The organism is Rhodanobacter sp. G1 (assembly GCF_055397855.1).
Window position 1 is genome coordinate 3,811,076 of sequence record NZ_AP039674.1, and the last position, 20,353, is coordinate 3,831,428.

Sequence of the window (20,353 nt, forward strand, 5' to 3'; positions counted from 1 at the left end):
TCCGTCAGGCCATCTCGCCGCGCAGCACGCGCACGCGCGCTTCCAGCGCCGCTGCGTTGGCGTGCTCCGGCGACACCGGCGCATCCACCACCAGCTCCACCCGCGCGCGGAAGCGCCGCGGCAGGCGCGCGCGGCCCAGCGCGGAATCGCGCCGGCTCCACATGCTGCCCCACAGCCCGCGCAGCGCCATCGGCACCACCGGCACCGGGCGGCGCGCCAGGATCTTCTCCACACCGGGACGGAACGGCGCGATCGCACCGTCGCGGGTGAGCGCGCCCTCGGGGAAGATGCACACCAGTTCGCCGTCGGCCAACGCCGCGTCGATGGCGTCGTATGCCTGCTGCAGCACGGCCGGGTCTTCCTTCTGCCCCGCGATGGGGATGGCCCTGGCGGTCTTGAACAGGAACTTCAGCAGCGGAACGTTGAAGATCCGGTAATACATCACGAAGCGCGCGGGCCGGCGCAGGTTCGCCATCAGCAGCAGCGGATCGACGAAGCTCACGTGGTTGCACACCAAGAGCGCCGGCCCTTCCTCGGGGATGTTGCGCAGGCCGTCCGCGCGCACGCGGTACAGCGTGCTGGTCAGCAGCCAGGTGACGAAGCGCAGGATGAACTCGGGCACCAGGGTGAAGATATAGGCCGCCACCAGCACGTTGAGCAGCGCCGCGGCGAGGAAGACCTGCGCCGCGTCGAAACCCAGCGCACCCATGCCCAGCCCGAAGCCGGCCGCCGCCACGATCAGCACGGCGTTCATGATGTTGTTGCCGGCGATGATGCGCGAGAGCTTCTCGCGCGGCGCGCGCGCCTGCACGAAGGCGAACAGCGGCACCACGTACAGGCCGGCGAAGGCGCCGATCAGGGCGAGGTCGAGCGCGATGCGCCAGCTGCCCGCGCTGCGCAGGAAAGCCAGCCAGTCCAGCCCGCGCGCCGGCGCCACGCCGTGGCGCGCGAAGTAGAGATCCACGCCGAACGCGGTGAGCCCGAACGCACCCAGCGGCACCAGGCCGATTTCCACGCGCTTGCCGGACAGCTTCTCGCACGCCAGCGCGCCGGTGCCGCTGCCGATGGTGAACAGGGTGAGCACCAGCGTGTACACCGTGTTGTCGCCGCCCAGCGTCTCGCGCGTGTAGATCGGCAACTGTGCGACCAGCACGGTGCCGAAGAACCAGAACCAGGAGATGCCCAGCACCGCGTTCCACACCGCGCGATCCGCGTGAGTGATGCGGATGACGCGCGCGGTCTCGCCGAACGTGTTCGGGTTGAACTTCAGTTCCGGCGCGGTGGCCGGCGCCGGCGGAATCGCGCGGCAGGCGAACCAGCCCACCACCGCCACGCCTATCGTGATGCCGGCGGCGAGCCACGGCCCGATCCCCGCCACGCCCATCGCGGTGGTGCCCGCGATCATGCCGAGCAGGATCGCCAGCTGCGTGCCCATTTCCACCAGCCCGTTGCCGCCGACCAGTTCCGCGGGCTTCAGCGCCTGCGGCAGGATCGCGTACTTGATCGGGCCGAACACGGTGGAGTGCAGCCCCATCATGAACAGCACCACCAGCAGCAGACTCACGTGATGGGTGATGAATCCCGCCGCCGCGATCGCCATCGCCGCGATCTCGAACAGCTTCACCCAGCGGATGATGCGCGTCTTCTCGATCTTCTCGGCGAGCTGCCCCGCGCTGGCCGAGAACAGGAAGAACGGCAGGATGAACAGCGCCGGCGCGAGGTTGGTGTAGATCGCCGCCGCGTGGTCGTCCAGCCCCAGCTGGAACGCCACCAGCACCAGCAATGCGTTGCGGAACGCGTTGTCGTTGAACGCCGCCAGCGCCTGCGTCCAGAAGAAGGGCGCGAAGCGGCGCTGGCCGAGCAGGGCGAACTGGCTCATGCAGATCCATGGCAGCGGAGTCGGTGGCCAGCTTAGCCGATGCGCGTTTCGCCTATCCAAGCCCCCCGCTGCACCCTGGGGAAGGGCGCAGGATCACGCTTCGTCAGTTGCGCGACTGCAGCTTCGACAGCAGGCGCAGCATCTCCAGGTACAGCCACACCAGGGTGACCACCAGCGCGAAGGCGCCGTACCACTCCATGTACTTCGGCGCACCGGCATTGACGCCCTGCTCGATCATGTCGAAATCCAGCACCAGGTTCAGCGCCGCGATCACCACCACGACGAGGCTGAACAGGATGCCGATGCCGCTGCTGGCGGTGATGAAGCCGAAGGAATGGCCGAAGAAGCCCATCACGAAGCTGGCCAGGTACACCAGCAGGATGCCGCCGGTGGCGGCGACCACGCCCGCGCGGAACTTGTCGGTGACACGGATCAGCCCGCTGCGATAGCCCATCAGCAGCACCGCCATGGTGCCGAAGGTGAGCGCTACCGCCTGCATCACGATGCCGGGATAGCGCATCTCGAAGATCGCCGACAGCGCGCCCACGAACACGCCCTCGGCGAGCGCATAGAGCGGCGCCGTGACCGGCGCCCAGGTCTTCTTGAAAACGGTGACCATGGCCAGCACGAAGCCTGCCAGCGCGCCGACGAGCGCCAGCGGCGCCATCGCAGGCAGGCTGGCCGGGCCGGCGAAACGGCTCCAGCTGAACATCGCGCCGACCACCACCAGCACCAGCAGCAGGCCGGTCTTGTTGACCGTGCCGTTCAAGCTCATCGCACTGCCGTCGCGGCTGAACACCGCGCCGCTGGCTGCGTCCAGAAAGGTGTTCTTGTTGAGTGCGGGATTGCCACTTTGCATGTCGTACTCCAGATCAGTGCCTGCCCATCCTAGCCGGTCGCCATACGGTTTGCCGGCAGCAACCTCGCCTGCACGCCGATGGTGCGAAGATGGCGAGCATCGCCAACAGACAGAGACCGCCACCATGAGCCAGCAGTTCCACGTCGGCGACCATGTACGCTGGAACTCCGAGGCCGGCTACGTCACCGGCCACATCGTGAAGGTGCACACGGCCGACACGCTGTACAAGGGTTATCCGCGCCACTGCAGCCCTGACGATCCGCAGTACGAGATCAGGAGCGACAAGACCGACCACGTCGCCATGCACAAGGACACGGCGCTGCAGAAGATCGCGTGAACGCCGCCGGCCCCGCCACGATCTGGACGATAGGCCACTCCACCCGCACGCTGGAAGAGTTCCTCGCCCTGCTCGCGGCGTATTCCATCGAGGCGGTCGCCGACGTGCGCCGCTTCCCCGGCTCGCGGCGCCAGCCGCAGTTCGCGCGCGACGCGCTGGCCGCCAGCCTGCCCGCGCACGGCATCGGCTACCAGTGGTTTCCCCAGTTGGGCGGCCGGCGACGCACGCGCCCGGACTCGCCCAACACCGCCTGGCGCAACGCCGCATTCCGCGGTTACGCCGACCACCTCGCCAGCGCGGAATTCGCCGAAGGGCCGGCCGGACTGCTGGCGTTCGCGGCGCGCCAGCGCACCGCGCTGATGTGCGCCGAATCGCTGTGGTGGCGCTGCCACCGCTCGATCATCGCCGACGTGCTGAAGCTGCGCGGCATCGAGGTGATCCACATCCTCGACCTGCACCACGGCGTGGCGCATCCGTGGACTTCGGCCGCGCATGTCGAACACGGCGAACTGCGCTACGCGGCGCCGCAACCCCCGCTGCTCTAGCGCGGCGGCCCCTGGTACGCGCCCTGCGCCAGCTGCAGCAGGATCTTCATCTCCTCGCGCAATGGCAGCGGCGCCACCACCTCGGCGTCCGGGCCGTACTTGAGCACGTCCATCAGCAGCTCCTTCGAGTTGGAATACGGCAATTGCAGCTCGTAGCGGCCGTCGGGCAGCCACGTGCCGACCTGCTGCGAGTGCCAGTGCTCGTCGGCCACCCAGCGCGCGGCGTGCGCGGAGAAGCGGATGGTGGCCCTGGCCTTGGGCTGGCCGGCGAAGATGCCGTAGCTGGAGGCCAGCGCCTGGTCGAGTTCCTCCTTGGCCACGTCGCGCGCGGGCGCGTCCAGCGCCTGCGCCTCGGCGATGCGATCCACCGCGAAGCTGCGCAGCGCCTCGCGGTCGTGATCCCACGCGTCGAGGTACCAGTTGTCGCGGTAATGCGTGAGCCGCTGCGGCGACACGGTGCGGCGGCTGTCCGAGCCGGTGGTGCGCGCGCGGTAGCGGAAGCGCAGCTGCTTGCGCTCCAGCACCGCGCCGGCCACGACGCGGAACGCCTGCTGGTCGAGCTTGCGCGCGCCCCACGGGATCACCCGGATGCGCTCGATCGGCAACGGCTTGCCACTGCCGTGGCCGGACAGCAGCTGCTCTATGCGCGACTTGAACGGCGCCAGCGAGCCGGCCAGCACGCCGGGGCCGCTGCGGCCGATCAGCTCGTTGAGCGCGAGCAGCGCGGCCAGCTCGTCGGAGGTGAGCCACAGGCCGGGCAGCTCGAAGCGCTCGCCTTCGCCCTGCTCGTAGCGCCAGGCGGCGTTCTGCTTGCCGCCCATGCTCTCGATGGGCGCGCCCAGCGCGTCGCGCAGGAAATCGATGTCGCGGTACACCGTGGCCCGCGAGCATTCCAGTTCTTCCATCAGCTTGGCCAGCGGCACCGGATAGTGCGCCGATTTCAGCAGGCGGTGCAGTGTGAGGGTGCGTTCGTAGCGATCCATGGCAGGCTCGGCAGTCGCGGCGGGCAAGCCGGAACTATGGGTACGCGCGCCGGCACCCGCAAGCCTGCCGGGCGCCGGCCCGCACTTCGCAGCCGAAGCCCGCCGCCAGCGGATCGGTGGCGGCAACCGCTGCGCAGTCCAGGGCACGGGCAACGACAGCGACCCGAGCTTCCATGTTCATTGCAAATTCAAGCGCTTCCGTTAAGGTGTGCCACTTACATTTGTTTAACAAACGGGATCCCCACCCATGAAGAAGACCCTGATGGCCGCCCTGCTGCTGGCGGCATGCACCAGCCTTGCCGCGCAGGCCCAGGACGCCGGTGCCGGCAATGCCGCCAACAACGGCGGCTGGACTGGCTCGGGCGAGTTCGGCTACGCCTCCGCCACCGGCAACACGCGCTCGCAGAACGTCAACGCCAAGCTCGGCCTGAGCCAGGAAAACGAGCAGTGGAAGAACAGCTTCTTCCTCGACGTGCTGCGCACCAAGGTGCAGCAGAAGGTGGTCGACCAGGCCGGCAACACCGTCGAGCAGTTCAACACCACCGCCAACCGCTACGACGGCGGCGCCTCGGTGGGCTACAAGCTCGACCCGCGCAGCTACATCGTGGGCGCGGCGCGCTACGACCACGACGAGTTCGGCGCCAACCTGTGGCAGGGCGTGGTGTCGCTGGGCTACGGCTACATCGCGCTGAAGGACGCGCGCAACGAGCTGTCGTTCGAAATCGGCCCCGGTTACAAGGAATACCGCCCGGCGGCATTGGCGGTGGAGATCGACGGTACCACCGTCAAGCAGGTTCAGCCGGTGGAACACGAGGCGGTGGCCCGCGGCCTGGTCAACTACAAGTTCCGCCTCACCGACAACACCTCGTTCGAGGACACGTTCCTCACCGAAGCCGGCTCCAAGAACACCTACGTGCAGAACGACGCCGGCCTGGCCGTGAGCATGACCAAGAAGCTGGCGTTGAAGGTGGGTTTCCAGGTACGCCACAACAGCACCGTGCTGCCGGGCATCAAGCGAACCGACACGCTGACCACCACCAACCTGGTCTACAACTTCTGACCCGCAGCCCAGCGATCAACCGATCGCTGGGCTGCGCGACCCACGAATGGGTCGCATGCCAATCAAGCCCCAGGCTTGATCAGCGGAGCCAAGGCCGGCCGCAGGTTGGGCTTGGCGAGTCAGGAAAGTGCAGGAAAGCACTTTCCTGACATTGAACAAGGGACACGAAACACAAAGCGGCCCCAGCCTCCTGCAGGGCCGTTTTCGTTCCGGAATCAGGCTCCCAGGAACTCCGCCGCGCCCTGCGCAAACAGCGCCTGCGCCACCGCACGGCCCAGCGCCACGGCATCCTCGCCATCCGCCTGCGCCTGCAGCAGCCGGCCGCTGGCCGCGTCGCCCACCAGCCCGCGCAGATGCAAGCCGCGCTCGGTGAGCGTGCACCACGCACCCACCGGCACCGTGCAACTGCCGCCCAGCGCCTGGTTCATCGTGCGCTCGGCGCCGGTTTCCTGCCGCGTACCGGCATCGTCCAGCGCGGCGAGCAGGGCCAGCGTGCGCGGCTGGTCGGCGCGCGCCTCGATGGCGATGGCCGCCTGGCCCGGCGCCGGCAGCCAGTCCGGCGCGGCGAGCCGGCTGCGGATGCGCGCGGCGAGATCCAGCCGCTCCAGCCCGGCGCAAGCCAGCACGATGGCGTCGTAGTGGCCCGCGTCCAGCTTGGCCAGCCGCGTGCCCACGTTGCCGCGCAGGTCGAGCAGTTCCAGATCCGGCCGCAACGCGCGCAACTGCGCCTGCCGGCGCAGCGAGGACGTGCCCACCTTCGCGCCCTGCGGCAGGTCGGCGAGCCCGGCGTAGCGGTTGCTGACGAAGGCGTCCGCCGCATCCGCGCGCGGCAGGATCGCCGGCAACGCGAAACCCGGCTCCAATTCCGCCGGCACGTCCTTCAGCGAATGCACGGCGAGGTCGGCGCGGCCTTCCAGCATCGCCACTTCCAGCTCCTTCAGGAACAGGCCCTTGCCGCCTATCGTCGCCAGCGGGCGGTCGATGATCTCGTCGCCGCGCGTGGTCATCGGCACCAGCTCCACCGCCAGACCCGGATGCGCCGCGAGCAGCAAGGCCGCCACGTGCTCGGCCTGCCACAGCGCGAGCGGGCTCTGGCGGGTGGCGATGCGCAGGGTGTCGGGCCGCATAGATGCTCCAGGCAGGACTTTCATCAAGGCGCCTATTGTCACTCATCGACACGTTGCGGATCATGCGGCCACGTGTCCTGGATCATAAGGAGCACGTGTCTGGATCATCAGGAGAAAATGCGGATGGACAAGCCGCTCCCCGTCGAAGCCGCTCGCGGGAAATTGGTCGAACTCGTACGCAAGCACATCTGCGGGAAGGACTGGCCAGAAAATTCAGCCGAGCAGTTGGTCGAACTCCATCTCGACCCGAGGAACTTCCCGATGCACCGCCACTGTGATGTGGCGCGCCTGAAAGACGGCCTTGCCAAAGGCCTGTCCAGCGACGAACTGCGCCACGCCATCGAGTTCGAGGACACGCGCTCGATACACGGCATCTGCCGCGTGATGGTGCGGACACACCTCAACCGGCAGGGCATCGGCCATGTCACCCGGGGCGAGTCGAAGCATGAACGTACGCTGGCGCGCCGCGTGCTCGGCCCCTTCGATGGCGATTTCGACCCTCTGGCGCTCGCCGATTGGGCGAACCTGCTGAAGCACTGGCTGGCCTTTGCCGAAAAGCACCCTGAACTGTTCGACGCGAAGGATACGGATTCGCTCGAAGCGATGGCGCGCCTTGGCCCACAGCCCGGCGCGGCAAAAAAGCAGTATGCCGGCAAGGTGCACGACAACTGGGCCAAGGTGGTACTCGGCATCCACACGGGCCTCGTCTACCTGCAGAAACGCTTCGACATGGATGCCGGCAAGCTGTGGGCGATCATCGAATCGTGCGAATCGGATCGTGACAGGGCGTCTGCCCTGGTCGAACAGGCCCGAAAGGACATAACCGGTTTCGGCGAAGCGCTGGCGCCAAGCTTTTTTGCCGACTTGGGCGCGACATGCTTCATCAAGCCCGACACGCACATCCAGCAAGCCATGAAGGCGTATTCGGGGCGAGACGTGCCTAAGCGGCAGATCGTGCAAATTCTATTGAACGCGGTCGAGGCAACTGATCCACGCATCACGCCACGGGCACTGGACAAGCTGCTGTTCTTTGGCGACGGTGGGCCGCTCTATTTCCTGGGGGAAACCGCCCCTCGCGCAAACCGTGATCGCTGGAAGCAGAAGTTCCGGAAAGCGCTCATCGGATCCACGCACTGTCCTCCATGAGGGGAGGATGCCATCTCACCCCATCCTGAGCAGCTTGCGCAGCGCGGGCAGGTTGCGCCGGCTCACCTCGGGGCTGAAGTCGGTGCCGGCGAGGCGGGCCAGCACGCGGCCGTCGGCGAGGGGTTTCAGGCCCAGCAGGCGCGCGGGCGGCACCAGGCAGTTGCGGTGCAGGCGGATCAACTGCTCCGGGTAGGCTTCCTCCAGCTGGCGCAGCGATTCGTCGATCAGCAGCTCGCCGCCGGCGTGGCGCACGCGCACGTATTTTTCCTCGGCGAGCAGGCAGACCACTTCGTCCAGCGCCACGCGCACCTGCTCGTCGCGCACGCGCGCATGCAGCCACGCGGTGGCGGCGCGCGGCGCGTCCGCCAGCCGCTTGCGCGCGCGTTGCAGCGCCTCGCGCAGGCGCTCCAGCCGCACCGGCTTCAGCAGGTAGTCCACGGCATCCAGCTCGAAGGCGTGCAGCGCGTGGTTCTCGTAGGCGGTGCAGAACACCACCTTGGGCCGCGCCTGCCCCGTCAGCCGCGCGGCCAGCGCCAGGCCGTCGATGCCCGGCATGTTGATGTCGAGCAGCAGCAGGTCGGGCTGCAGTTCGGAGAGCGCGGAGAGCGCGGCCTCGCCGTCGCCCACGCTGCCGGCCAGTTCCACGCCTTCGCATTCGCCCAGCAACGCGGCGAGGCGCAGGCGCGCCAGCGGTTCGTCATCGGCGATCAGCACGCGCATCGCCGCCCTCCCTGTCCGGCAACGGCAAGCGCAGGCTCACCACGTAGCGCCCGCCCTGCGGCCCGGCCCGCACCACGGCGCGCGGGCCGTAGCGGAAGGCCACGCGCCGGCGCACGCTGTCCAGGCCGTGGCCGTGGCCACCGCGGGCCGGCGAGGGCGGCAGCGGGTTGGCGATCTCGATGGCGATGGCATGGCCTTCGCGCGTGCCGCGCAGGCTCACCACGCCGCCTTCGCGCAGCGGCTGGATGCCGTGGTGCACGGCGTTCTCCACCAGCGGCTGCAGCAGCAGGCGCGGCAGCGGGAAGTCCGGCGGCAACGCGTCCAGCTCGCGCTCCACGCGCAGGCGCTCGCCGAGGCGCAGTTGCTCGATGGCGAGGTAGCGATCCAGCAGGGCCAGCTCCTCGCCCAGCGTGCCGTCGCCCTGCTCGTGCTGGCCCAACGCGGCGCGGAACAGTTCGGCAAGGTCTTCCACCGTGCGTTCCGCCGCCACCGGGTCGAGCGGGATCAGCGCCGCCACGGTGTTCATGCTGTTGAACAGGAAGTGCGGGCGGATGCGCGCCTGCAGCGCCTCCACCTGCGCGCGCGTCACCGCGGCGAGGCGCAGCCGCCACTGCGCGGCGACGTAGAAGTAGCGCAGGATCGCCGCGCCGAGCAGGGCGGCGATGAGCACGTTGTCGCGCACGAAGGCCGCGGCGCCGGCGCCGACCAGGCCCATGTGCAGCGCCTTGTCCAGCCCGTGCGCCACCCAGCTCGCCACGCCCACGACGGGCATCACCAGCAGCCACGCGGCGAGATAGGGCAGGTGCCCCGGCAGGCGCTGCAGCCACGGGCGCAGCAGGCACAGCACCACCACGATGGCCAGCGCCAGCCAGCTCACGAACAGGATGCCCACGCTGTAGCCGGAAACGTCGCGGTGGTCGCCCGCGGCCAGCCACACCACGGTGGCCGCCAGCGCGCCGGTCACCAGCAGGGTAAACAGCACCGGCAGGCTGCAGAAATCCGGCAGCGGGCTGGGTTCGTCGGTGACGGGCAGGCGCATGGGCGCAGTATGCCGTGGTCGTGCGCGCTCGCGTGCGTCAGGCGAAACGCTGGCCCAGCCAGGCGCGCAGGTCGGCGATCTCCTCGGCACAGACCGCGTGCGCCATCGGATAGGCGTGCCAGTCCACGCGATAGCCCAGGCGCTGCAGCAGGTCGCGGCTGTCGCTGCCGCGCGGCGGAACCACCACCGGGTCGAACGTGCCGTGTGCCTGGAAGACCAGCACGTCCGCATTCGCCGCGCTGCGTTCGGCGGCCAGCGTGTCGGCCAGCGGCAGGTAGGTGGACAGCGCCACGATGCCGGCCAGCCGCCGCGCATGGCGAAGGCCTGCAGCCAGCGCGATCGCGCCGCCCTGCGAGAAGCCGGCCAGCACGATGCGTTCGTCCGGCACGCCGCGCTCGTTCTCGCGCGCGATCAGCGCCTCGACCGCGGCGATGGAAGCGCGGATGCCCGCCTCGTCCTGCCGGCTCACCAGGTCGAAGCCCATGATGTCGTACCACGCGCGCATCGGCATGCCGCCGTTCACCGTCACCGGCCGCACCGGCGCATGCGGAAACACGAAGCGCACGGCCGGCCAGTCCGCCGCCGCCAGCTCCGGCACGACGGGCGCGAAGTCGTGGCCGTCGGCGCCCAGGCCGTGCAGCCAGATCACGCTGTAGCACGGTGCGGCGGCGGTTTCGTGTTCGACACAGGGCAGCAGGGCGGTCATGGCAAGGCCAACGAGTAGGGAGAGCCAACGATGGCGGCGGACGACTGCGGTTGCAATGGGCGATCCGGCGCCGCCTGGCGGATGCGGCAAGACAATCGCCCCCTCGTCCGCACACCTGACTTTCGGCACAGGCGCGACCGTACGGCGGGAGCGCTCGGCTATGCTGGTCTTTTGCCTCGGGGAACACCCATGCGCCGCCTGTTGCTCGCCAGCCTGATCGCCCTCGCCGTGCTGCCCGCCGCCGCGATGGCGGCAACGCCCGCCTCCGCGCCGCTCGACCTGGAAACCATCATGGCCAGCCCCGACTGGATCGGCCACGCGGTGGAGAGCCCGTATTGGAGCGTGGACGGCCGCCGCCTGTACTACGCGCTGAAGCGCGACGGCGACAGCGTGCGCGACCTCTATCGCGTGGATGCGGACGGCGGCGCCGGCGGCAAGCTCGACCCCGCCGCGATGGCGCAGGCCGACGGCCCCGCGGTGTACGACCGCAACCGCACGCACGCGGCCTTCATCCTGCACGGCGACGTGTTCCTGGTCGACCTCGCCAGCGGCCGGCGCGTGCAGGTGACGCGCTCGCCGCAGGCGGAATCCGCGCCGCAGTTCAGCGCCGACGGCCGCACGCTGCAATTCCGCGACGGCAACGACTGGTACGACTACGACCTCGCCAGCGGCGTCACCGCGCCCGCCGCGATCCTGAAGTTCGCCGACGACCCGCAGGCGGACGAGCCCGACGCGCTGGAGCGCCAGCAGCTCGAAACCTTCAGCACGCTGCGCGAGATCAAGGCCGACCGCGACGCGCACCGCGCGCAGCAGCGGGCGCTGGAAGCCGCCGACGCCGGCCGCGCGCCGCGGCCGTTCTGGCTGGGCGACAAGATCAAGGCGGTGGACACCGAGCTGTCGCCCGACGGCCGCTGGATGCTGGTGATCACCGAGCCCGCGCATTCCGGCGACGGCAAGTCGCCCGACGTGATCCACTACGTCACCGACTCCGGCTACACCGAGACGCAGCCCGCGCGCACCTACGTGGGCCGCAACGATCCCGCGCCGCAGTCGCTGCTGCTGCTCGACCTCGCCGCGCACAAGGCGTGGCCGATCGCGACCGACAACCTGCCCGGCATCAAGGACGACCCGCTGAAGGCGATCCGCGCGCGCACCGTCGCCGCGCTGGAAAAGGCCGGCCATGCCGACGAGGCGAAGGCGCTGCAGGCGCCGGCGCTGCGCCCGGTCAGCATCGCCCTCGTTCCCGACAGCGACAGCAACGGCGGCGGCGCCGCGTGGAACGCCGACGGCAGCCAGGCCGCCGTGCAGCTGCGCGCCATCGACAACAAGGATCGCTGGATCGCCACCGTCGACTTCGCCAGGCACGCGCTGGTGCCGCAGGATCGCCTGCACGACGACGCGTGGATCAACTGGAGCTTCAACGATTTCGGCTGGCTGAAGGACGGCCGCACGCTGTGGTACCTCTCCGAGGCCAGCGGCTGGTCGCGCCTCTACGCCAAGCCGCTGGACGGCAAGGCGAAGGCGCTCACCGACAACACGCACTTCGAGGTGAGCCAGCCCGTGCTCAGCCCCGACGGCCAGTGGTTCTACCTGCTGGCGAACAAGGTCGCGCCGTACAGCTACGACGTCTACCGCGTGCCCTCGGGCGGCGGCGCACTGACGCGCCTGACGCAGTACGAGGGCGTGGACGGCTTCACGCTGTCGCCCGACGGCAGCCGGCTCGCCGTGCTGCACTCCGCGCCCTACCTGCTCGACCAGCTAGCCGTGCAGCCCGCCGCCGGCGGCACGCCGCGCGAACTCACCGACACGATGAAGCCGGCCTACACCGCGCGCCACTGGATCCAGCCGCAGTTCGTCGAAGTGCCTTCGTCGCACGGCGCCGGCATGATCCACGCGAAGTACTACGGCCCCGCCAACGAAACCGACGCGCCCGCCTCGCGCCCCGCGGTGATCTTCGTGCACGGCGCCGGCTACCTGCAGGACGTGTCGAAGCAGGAGACCTATTACATCCGCGAGCAGATGTTCCAGAACCTGCTGGTGCAGCAGGGCTACGTGGTGCTGGACATGGACTACCGCGGCTCCGCCGGCTACGGCCGCGACTGGCGTGACGCGATCTACCGCCACATGGGCCACCCGGAACTGGAAGACCTGCTCGACGGCAAGGCCTGGCTGGTCAAGCAGCACGGCGTCGATCCGAAGCGCGTGGGCATCTACGGCGGCAGCTACGGCGGCTTCATGACCGAGATGGCGCTGCTGCGCGCACCGGGCCAGTTCGCGGCGGGCGCCGCGCTGCGCCCGCCGGCGGACTGGGCCACCTACAACGACGAGTACACTTCGAACATCCTCAACGACCCGCAGCTCGACCCCGAGGCGTACAAGACCAGCTCGCCGATCGACTACGCGCAGAACCTGCGCGACCCGCTGCTGATCGAACACGGCCTGATCGACGACAACGTGATGGCCAGCGACTCGATCCGCCTCTACCAGCGCTTCGTGGAGCTGCACAAGAAGAACTTCTGGATCTCGCTGTACCCGCTGGAGCGCCACGACTTCAAGCACGCCGACGACTGGTACGACGAGTACCGGCGCATCGACGAGCTGTTCGACACCTACGTGAAGCGCCGCGGCCAGTAACGCAGCGGCACTGCCTGGCGGCTCCCGCAAGTGGGCCGCCAGGCAGGCGGTTCACTCCTTCGGCATCAGTCCCGCGGCCCGCATGGCTTCGCCGATGTAGGCAAACATCGCCGGATCCATGCCCTGCGCCGCCATCACCTGCGGCTCCTTGTCGTAGGCGTCCCGCATCTTGCGCACCAGGCCGGTGTCGCCGCCGCTGAACGCATCGAGCAATGCGTGCCAGCGCCGGCCCAGCTCGATCACGGCGGGATCGTCCGCCGGCGTGCCGGCATCCATCGCTGCGCGCACCTGCGCAACCAGGGGCGGCCACTGCTCCGCATACCGCCGCATGTTCTCGGTGCCGTACTGCTCGGCGCGCCGGCGCAGGCGCTCGCGCTCCTCCGGGGTGAAGTGCTGGCCCAGGATGTCTCCGCTGCGCCGGAATTCCGCCCGCTGCGTTTCGGTGAAGCGCACATCGAGTTCTTCGCTCATCTGGATACTCTCCAATACTTGGTCGACGTCGGTGGACGATGCCGGATCCAGCCGCCGCCACGCCTGCTCCAAGGTGGCGAGCGCCGCCGATTTGCCGCGCACCTCGCGGCGCAACGCCACGATGCGCGCCTCGATCAGCGCCGCCGCAGCCGCTTCGCGCAGCAACAGCGCACCGATCTCGGCCAGCGTGAAGCCGGCGCGGCGCAGAACGGCGATCTCGGCCAGCCGGGCCAGCGCCCTGGCGCCGTACAGCCGGTAGCCCGAGGCGGATCGCGCATCGGGCACCAGCAGGCCGCGCGCCTCGTACAGGCGCAGCGCCTTGGCCGACAGGCCGGTGCGCTCGGCGATCTGGCCGATGCGCAAGTACTTCGTGGTGGCGGTGGATTTCGACATCGGATCGGGACACTACGGCCTGCCCTTGGGGCAAGGTCAAGCAGCATGCTCGATGCGTGCCGCATGCGCCACGGCAGGCACGCGACCTTCCGCGCGAGCAGCCGTGGACGGTGCCGCACGCGCGCCCAGGCAGCACCGCCGGGCCCGCAGCGGCCCGTCCAAGGCCGCGGGCACGATCGTGATCAGCCGGGCAATGCCGGCATCTGCTTCGCCACCTCGCGCTGGCGGCGGATCTCCTCGCGCAGCGCCTTGCGCTTGGCCTTGCGCTCGCGGCGGTCGTGCTGCCACAGGTACATCGCGGGCGTGCTGAGCAAGGTCAGCAGCTGCGACACGAACAGGCCGCCGAGGATGGCGATGCCCAGCGGCTGGCGCATTTCCGAACCCACGCCGAAGCCGATCGCCAGCGGCAGCGCGGCGCCCATCGCCACCAGGGTGGTCATGGTGATCGGGCGGAAGCGCACCAGCGCCGCCTCGCGGATCGCCGCCGGCGGCGCCATGCCGCGCTCGCGCTCGGCGACCAGGGCGAAGTCCACCATCAGGATGGCGTTCTTCTTCACGATGCCGATCAGCATCAGCACCGCGATCACCGACATCAGGGTGAGCTGGGTGTGGGTGAGCAGCATGGCGAGGAAGGCGCCCATGCCGGCGGCGGGAAGGGTGGAGAGAATGGTCAGCGGGTGGATCAGGCTTTCGTACAGGATGCCCAGCACCACGTACATCGCGCCGATCACCGCGAGCAGCAGCAGCAGCGAATTGGTGAGCGAGTCCATCAGGTTCTGGTTGTCGCCGGTGTACTTCTTCTGGATGCCGGCCGGCAGGTTGGCGGCGTAGATCGCCTGGTCCACCAGCTTCAGGCCCTCGATCTGGGTGGTGCCCTTGGCGAGGTTGTAGCTGATCTCGGACGACTCGATCTGGTCGAAGTGGCTGATGCTCAGCGGCGCCGTGATCGGGCGGATGCGCGCCACCGCCGACAGCGGGATCATCTTGCCCTGCGCGTTGCGCACGTAGGTGTTGAGCAGGGCGTCGGGGCTCAGCGAATCGGCCTTGTCCGAGGTGAGCACCACCGAGTACTGGTTGATGCCGGAGTAGATCGTCGATACCGGCGTCTGGCCGAACGACTTGTTCAGCGCATCGTCCACCTCGCCCATACTGATCCGCAGCCGCCCCGCCGCATTGCGATCCACCTCCAGCATCTGCTGCTTGCCGATGGTGTCGTAGCTGGTGGTGACGTCGCGGAACTGTTTCATGCCGCGCATCACCTTGGCCACCGCCAATGTGGGCTGCTGCAGCGGCGCGCCGCTGGTGCTGCTGAGCTGGAACGAGTACTGCGGGCCGCCGTTGCCGCCACCGCCACCGCCGCCCATGAACTGCACCGGCGTCAGCGACACTTCCATGTCGGCCAAGTTCTTGAACTTCGCCGACAGCCGATCCACCACTTGCTGCGCGGTTTCCTGGCGGCCGCCCTTGCCATGCTCCTTCAGGTCGATGAACAGGGTGGAGCGGTTGCCCACGGCGCCGCTGTTGTTGTTGCCGCCGAGGATGCTGGTGACGTCGAGCACCGCCGGATCGGCGCGTACCTCGTTGGTGATGGCCTGGGTGCGCGCCGCCATCTGCGTGGGCGAGATGTTGGCGTCCGCCCGGATCTGCGCCTGCAGCAGGCCGATGTCTTCCTTCGGCATGAAGCCGCCGCCGGCGGTCATGCCCACCAGCACCGCCAGCGCGATGGTGAGCACCAGCAGGATGGGCGGCTGCCAGCGCATCAGCCGGCGATGCTTCATCGCCCAGTCCAGCCCGCGCTCGTACAGGCGCAAGGACGACTGATCGAAGCGCTCGGCCCAGCGCTCCAGCCGGCCCGGCTCGCGCGCCGGCGCATCGTGCCCGTGCGCCAGCCAGTGCCCGCACAACGCGGGCGTGAGCGTGAGCGACACCAGCGCGGAGATCACGATGGTGGCGATCAGCGTCACCGAGAACTCGCGCATGAACATGACGAACATGTTGTTGCCGAACACCATCGGCCCGAACACCGCGATCAGCGACAGCGTGATCGAGATCACCGTGAAACCGATCTCGCGCACGCCGGCGAGCGCGGCCTCCAGCGGCCGCATGCCGGCTTCCATGTGGCGCACGATGTTCTCGATCACCACGATGGCGTCGTCCACCACGAAGCCCACGCACAGCACCAGCGCCACCAGCGAAAACGTGTTGAGCGTGAAGCCCAGCGCCCACATCAGCACGAACGCGCCGGCCAGCGACAACGGCACGCTGAACATCGCGATGAGGGTGGGCCGCAGCCGGCGCAGGAACACCAGCATCACCAGCGCCACCATCACCACGCTCATCAGCAGCGCCACGTTCACCTCGTGCAGCGCGGACTTGGTGGTGGCGGTGAGGTCGAAGATCGGGCGGATCTGCACGTCCGCCGGCATCAGCGCGTGCAGCTCGGGCAGGCGCGCGAGGATGGCCTCCACCGTGGCCACCGAGTTCGCCTCCGGGCGCTTGCTGATCTGCAGCAGCACCGAGCGCTCGCCGTTGAACCAGACCGCGGCGTACTGATCCTGCTGGCCGCCGGTGATGGTGGCCACGTCGGCCAGGTGGACGGCCACGCCGTTGTGGCTGGCGATCACCAGCCTGGCGAAATCGGCCACGCTGTGCAGGGAGTCGTTCGCGCTCACCGTGAGCTGGGTGCTGCCGTCGCTGAGCACGCCCTGCGGCGCGGTGACGTTGGCCGCGCGCAGCGCGTTCGCGATGTCGTTGGCGGTGACGCCGACGTGCGCCATCGCGTCGGAATGCAGCGCCACCCGCACCGCGTGCGGCGAACCGTCCACCTGCACCTGCGCCACGCCCGGCACCTGCGCCACCGCCGGCTCCAGCAGGGTGTCGGTGAGGTCGTAGAGCTTGTCCGGCGACAGGCTGGCGGAGTTCACCGCGATCAGCAGGATCGGCATCTGCGAGGTGTCGAACTTGAAAAACTGCGGCGGCGTGATCCCGGTGGGCAGGTCGGGCATGGCGGCATTGATCGCCTGCTGCACGTCGCGCGCGGCCTGGTCGGCGCTGCGGCTCATGTCGAACAGGATCTGGATCTGCGCGCCGCCCTCGCTGGCGTTGGACGCCATCTGCTTGATGCCGGGGATGCGCCCCAGGTGACGCTCCAGCGGCGCCACCACGGTGTTCGCCATGGTCTGCGCGCTGGCGCCCGGCGTCGACGTGAACACCACCACGCCGGGGAATTCGACCGACGGCAACGCCGCCACGCCCAGCAGCAGGTAGGCCCAGAAACCGGCGATGGCCAGGCCGATCGCCAGCAGCGAGGTGCCGACGGGCCGTCGGATCATGGGTGCGAAGATGTTCACGTGTCCTCCGTGGCGCGCCAGCATAACGGGAGACAGCGCGCGTCAAGCGTACGTTCCCGGCATTCTTTTATGCCCTGCTTTGCGCCGCGGCGAATGTGCCTGAAGGCGGCCCCTGCCGAAAGGCACGGGTTTGCGCGCATCACGGCAGGCGCTGCAGCCAGTCCGCCAATTGCATCAGCACCTGGCCGCGGCCGGGCTCGGCCTCGTTGAACAGCTCGTGGTACAGCGACGCGAAGTAGCGCGTGGTGAGCCGCTGCGCAGGCGCGGCAGCGGAGAAATCGCGGCTGCCGCCGGCGTCGACCAGCGCATCCTCGCCGGCCACCAGCAGCAGCGTGGCGACGTCGAGGCGCCCGGCCTCGGCCAGGCACGACGCGCCGGCGCGGAAGATGAAGTCGGCGAGGCGCGGACTGACGCGGTCGTGGCACAGCGGATCGGCGCGGTAGGCATCCACCACCTGCGCATCGTGGCTGAGGCGCGGCAGGTCGAGGCCGTTGCGCAGGCGCAGGTTCGGCAACGCGCGGGACAGCGCCGCGGCCAGCCGCCGCAGGCCCGGCGAGGCATGGCTGCGCAGCGCGGGCGAGGAAAGCACCAGCGCCCGCGGCGTGATGCGCTCGTCCAGCACGGCGCGCAACGCGACCAGGCCGCCCATGCTGTGGCCGAGCAGCAGCGGCGCGGCGCCCAGCGTGCGCGCGTAGTCCGCGTGCACCACCGCGAGATCGGCCAGCAGATCGTCGGGATGGGCCAGCACGCCGCGCGGCCCGGGGCTTTCGCCGTGGCCGCGCTGGTCGTAGCCGCGCACGGCATGGCCACGCTGGTTGAACCATTGCGCCAACTGGCCGTAGCGGCCCGCGTGCTCGCCCAGCCCGTGTACCAGCAGCACGCCGCCGCGCGCCTGCGGCAGCGGCCAGTCGTGCAGGCGCAGCGGCTGGCCGTCGGGCATTTCCAGCCAGGCCGCCGCGGTCAATGCTCCGTCACCTGCAGGTTCTTCGTCAGCAGGTCGAGCTTGGCCTTCATGTCGGCTTGCGGATGCGTGCCCTCCACGCCGGAAGACACCAGGTACAGCGCGTCCTTTCCCGTTCCTGCATCCACCACGGTGTCGATCAGCGTCATGTCGCCCTCGTTGCGCGCGACGGCGTCGTAGGGATGCTCGCGCTGCGACATCTTCCGCCACGCGCTCTTGTAGTCGTCGTCGAGGTCGTCCGAGGGGTGCGCGACCCGCTCGATGTCGACGCGATCCATGTCGTCCGCGGCCCTGTCCTTCCAGACGCGCACCTCGCCCACGCCCCACGCGACCTTGCCGTTATCGGGGAAGAAGCGGAAGCCGAGCATCAGCAGGCTGTTCGCGCCGATCTTCTGCACCTGCGGCGTGAAGTCGAAGCGCAGGCGCGGCGAGGCGTAGCCGAAGCGGTGGCCGTAGTCGATGTCGAGCTTGATGTCCGCGAACGCCGCCGGCAGCAGATCCTTGTTCTTCAGGAAATCCTGCCACTGCGCGAGGGTGCCTTCGTAGGCGGTGTCGAAGAAGTCGGCCATCGCCTCCAGGTTGATGAGGTAGTCGTGCCGCTGGCGGGCGGGCAGGCCACGCATGAGGCCGACGTAGCCGTCCGGCACGGGCAGGGTCAGCACCAGGGCGTCTTCGTTGGCAAACGGCACCGGCCACGCGCGCACCTGCCAGCGGCGCTGCCAGCGATCCGTGTACGACGTGTCCAGCGTCGGCTTGCCCAGCGACGTGACCTTGATCCTTTCGGTGGCGACCGGGCGGTGCAGGTAACCGGTCTTGAGCAGCGTGTCCATCAGCCGCTGCGGATCGGCATAGAGCTGCGCATCGGTGACGCCGTCCGGCTTGCGCAGGTGGAACAGCAGGTTCTTGCCGACCACGCCGAGGGCCACGAAACCGTTGTTCTCCAGCGGGATTCGCGGCCCGGCCTTGACCGCCGCATCCCAGTTGCCGGTGCTGTCGCGGCCGATCAGGGCAGGCAGGCCGTCCATCCGGGCGGCGCTGTGCAGCAGTCGGCTGGAACCGGCGCCGTTCGGGAAAACCCGCTCCGGCTCCTTGGCCAGCAGGGTCTTGAGCTGGCCGTCCACGTAGGCGTCCTCCAGCTTCTGGTAGCGCGCGAAGAAATCGCCCAGGCTCATCGGCAGCGCGAATTGCGCCTTGAAGGTGTCGATGTTGGTGGTGTCGAACAGGTCGAACTGGTAGGGAACGCGGCGGTCGATCACCGCGCGGTCGTCCGGCGCGTCCAGCACCTCGCGGATCGGCAGCGCGTAGTTGAGGTTCTCGTTGGCCGACTTCATCAGCACCACGCCGATGACCTTGCCGTCCTTGTCCAGCAGCGGGCCGCCGCTGTTGCCGGGCGAGGCGGCGGCGGAGAAGCGCATCCACTTCCACGCGCCGTCCTGCTCCTCCGGCGTGTCGGAGGTGTACAGGCCGTCGCGGATCACCACGCCGGTGCCCAGCGCGTTGCCCACCGCGTAGACCACCTGGTTGAGCGCGGGCGTGCGGTCGATCGCCAGCGCGGCGTCGCCGGCCGGCTGCTGCGCCAGCGTGAACACCACGAAATCCTGGCGCAGCGAGAACTTCTCGATCCTGGCGATGGGATAGACGTGGCCGGCGCCGTCGCGCAGCTCGGGCGCCCCCCACAGGCTGCCCTGGCCGGCCATCAGCACGTGGCCCGCGGTGACGTAGCGGCCGTGGCCGATCGCGAACGCGGTGCCGATGGAGTAGTACTTGTCGGTGCGCTCCTGGTAGGGCAGCAGGTCGAGCGGCAGCGGCTTCTCGTAGGTCAGCGGGTCGCTGGCCGGCTTGGCCTGCACCACCTCGAACGTGGCCGCCTGGATCTTCGGCAGCAGCGCAGCATCGAGGCTGGCCGCCTTCGCTGCCGGCATGGCCAGCCCCGCCGCCAGCGCCAGCATCGCGATCCGGCCAAGGCGGCGGATCGTCCCATCGCACCAAGTACGCATACGTTTCCTTCGCATGAAGACGCGATCCGCGGACTCCCCTAGGCATCCTCGCGGACGGCGGCCAGCGCGCATCTTGGCATGCCAGCGTGCCGCCGTGCATGGCGATTCGCGGGCAAAACGGGACGCGTAGAATCGACAGTCCCGAT

Annotated in this window: 16 protein-coding genes; 5 read left to right on the top strand and 11 right to left on the bottom strand. The window is 69.2% G+C overall.

All coding sequences use genetic code 11. From position 1 onward, the window contains the following. Positions 1-4 precede the first annotated feature (4 nt). The gene (locus tag ACZ5Z2_RS16970) at positions 5-1,879 is read right to left on the bottom strand and encodes an MFS transporter (RefSeq protein ID WP_464759750.1); all 1,875 of its coding nucleotides are present in this window, start codon (positions 1,877-1,879) and stop codon (positions 5-7) included. A 103-nt stretch (positions 1,880-1,982) separates the two neighbouring features. Continuing rightward, the gene (locus tag ACZ5Z2_RS16975) at positions 1,983-2,738 is read right to left on the bottom strand and encodes a Bax inhibitor-1/YccA family protein (RefSeq protein WP_464759751.1); all 756 of its coding nucleotides are present in this window, start codon (positions 2,736-2,738) and stop codon (positions 1,983-1,985) included. A gap of 124 nt (positions 2,739-2,862) precedes the next feature. On the opposite strand from ACZ5Z2_RS16975, the gene ACZ5Z2_RS16980 reads away from it, so the two are divergent. Both ACZ5Z2_RS16980 and ACZ5Z2_RS16985 read left to right on the top strand, forming a co-directional pair. Then, positions 2,863-3,075, top strand: coding sequence for a hypervirulence associated TUDOR domain-containing protein (locus tag ACZ5Z2_RS16980; RefSeq protein ID WP_464759752.1), 213 nt, complete (start codon positions 2,863-2,865; stop codon positions 3,073-3,075). Beyond that, positions 3,072-3,620, top strand: a complete 549-nt coding sequence (locus ACZ5Z2_RS16985) for a DUF488 domain-containing protein (RefSeq protein WP_464759753.1) — start codon at positions 3,072-3,074, stop codon at positions 3,618-3,620. The genes ACZ5Z2_RS16980 and ACZ5Z2_RS16985 overlap by 4 nt, the downstream gene beginning before the upstream one ends. Here ACZ5Z2_RS16985 and ACZ5Z2_RS16990 read toward each other — a convergent pair. Further along, positions 3,617-4,603, bottom strand: coding sequence for a helix-turn-helix transcriptional regulator (locus ACZ5Z2_RS16990; protein ID WP_464759754.1), 987 nt, complete (start codon positions 4,601-4,603; stop codon positions 3,617-3,619). The genes ACZ5Z2_RS16985 and ACZ5Z2_RS16990 overlap by 4 nt on opposite strands. Before the next feature lie 247 nt (positions 4,604-4,850). Between ACZ5Z2_RS16990 and ACZ5Z2_RS16995 the strand changes: the two genes are divergently transcribed. Next, positions 4,851-5,663, top strand: coding sequence for a DUF481 domain-containing protein (locus tag ACZ5Z2_RS16995; protein ID WP_464759755.1), 813 nt, complete (start codon positions 4,851-4,853; stop codon positions 5,661-5,663). A gap of 215 nt (positions 5,664-5,878) precedes the next feature. Here ACZ5Z2_RS16995 and hemC read toward each other — a convergent pair whose 3' ends face one another. Continuing rightward, positions 5,879-6,790, bottom strand: coding sequence for a hydroxymethylbilane synthase (gene hemC / locus ACZ5Z2_RS17000; protein ID WP_464759756.1), 912 nt, complete (start codon positions 6,788-6,790; stop codon positions 5,879-5,881). A 123-nt stretch (positions 6,791-6,913) separates the two neighbouring features. On the opposite strand from hemC, the gene ACZ5Z2_RS17005 reads away from it, so the two are divergent. Then, positions 6,914-7,936 carry a hypothetical protein gene (locus ACZ5Z2_RS17005; RefSeq protein ID WP_464759757.1) on the top strand — a complete coding sequence of 341 codons (1,023 nt, stop codon included), beginning with the start codon at positions 6,914-6,916 and terminating at the stop codon, positions 7,934-7,936. A 15-nt stretch (positions 7,937-7,951) separates the two neighbouring features. Here ACZ5Z2_RS17005 and ACZ5Z2_RS17010 read toward each other — a convergent pair whose 3' ends face one another. From ACZ5Z2_RS17010 to ACZ5Z2_RS17020, 3 genes are read right to left on the bottom strand one after another with little or no spacing between them, the layout of a single operon-like run. Next, a complete protein-coding gene (locus tag ACZ5Z2_RS17010) occupies positions 7,952-8,656 on the bottom strand; it encodes a LytR/AlgR family response regulator transcription factor (protein WP_464759758.1) in 705 nt (234 codons plus the stop codon). Continuing rightward, positions 8,634-9,695: a sensor histidine kinase gene (locus ACZ5Z2_RS17015; RefSeq protein ID WP_464759759.1), complete on the bottom strand. Its 1,062-nt coding sequence runs from the start codon at positions 9,693-9,695 to the stop codon at positions 8,634-8,636. The genes ACZ5Z2_RS17010 and ACZ5Z2_RS17015 overlap by 23 nt, the downstream gene beginning before the upstream one ends. Before the next feature lie 37 nt (positions 9,696-9,732). Beyond that, on the bottom strand, positions 9,733-10,401 hold the full coding sequence (locus ACZ5Z2_RS17020) for an alpha/beta hydrolase (protein WP_464759760.1): 669 nt from the start codon (positions 10,399-10,401) through the stop codon (positions 9,733-9,735). A 189-nt stretch (positions 10,402-10,590) separates the two neighbouring features. Between ACZ5Z2_RS17020 and ACZ5Z2_RS17025 the strand changes: the two genes are divergently transcribed. Then, a complete protein-coding gene (locus ACZ5Z2_RS17025) occupies positions 10,591-13,035 on the top strand; it encodes a S9 family peptidase (protein WP_464759761.1) in 2,445 nt (814 codons plus the stop codon). 51 nt (positions 13,036-13,086) lie between these two features. Here the strand turns inward: ACZ5Z2_RS17025 and ACZ5Z2_RS17030 are convergent, their stop codons facing one another. The 4 genes from ACZ5Z2_RS17030 to ACZ5Z2_RS17045 all read right to left on the bottom strand — a co-directional run bounded on the left by ACZ5Z2_RS17030 (position 13,087) and on the right by ACZ5Z2_RS17045 (position 20,207). Beyond that, entirely contained in the window at positions 13,087-13,899 is an 813-nt protein-coding gene (locus tag ACZ5Z2_RS17030) for a MerR family transcriptional regulator (protein ID WP_464759762.1), read from the bottom strand. Between the two features lie 182 nt (positions 13,900-14,081). Then, positions 14,082-17,249, bottom strand: coding sequence for an efflux RND transporter permease subunit (locus ACZ5Z2_RS17035; protein WP_464759763.1), 3,168 nt, complete (start codon positions 17,247-17,249; stop codon positions 14,082-14,084). Positions 17,250-17,388: 139 nt separating this feature from the next. Continuing rightward, positions 17,389-18,213, bottom strand: a complete 825-nt coding sequence (locus ACZ5Z2_RS17040) for an alpha/beta hydrolase (protein WP_464759764.1) — start codon at positions 18,211-18,213, stop codon at positions 17,389-17,391. Then, positions 18,210-20,207 carry a S1 family peptidase gene (locus tag ACZ5Z2_RS17045; protein WP_464759765.1) on the bottom strand — a complete coding sequence of 666 codons (1,998 nt, stop codon included), beginning with the start codon at positions 20,205-20,207 and terminating at the stop codon, positions 18,210-18,212. The genes ACZ5Z2_RS17040 and ACZ5Z2_RS17045 overlap by 4 nt, the downstream gene beginning before the upstream one ends. Between the last annotated feature and the right edge of the window lie 146 nt (positions 20,208-20,353).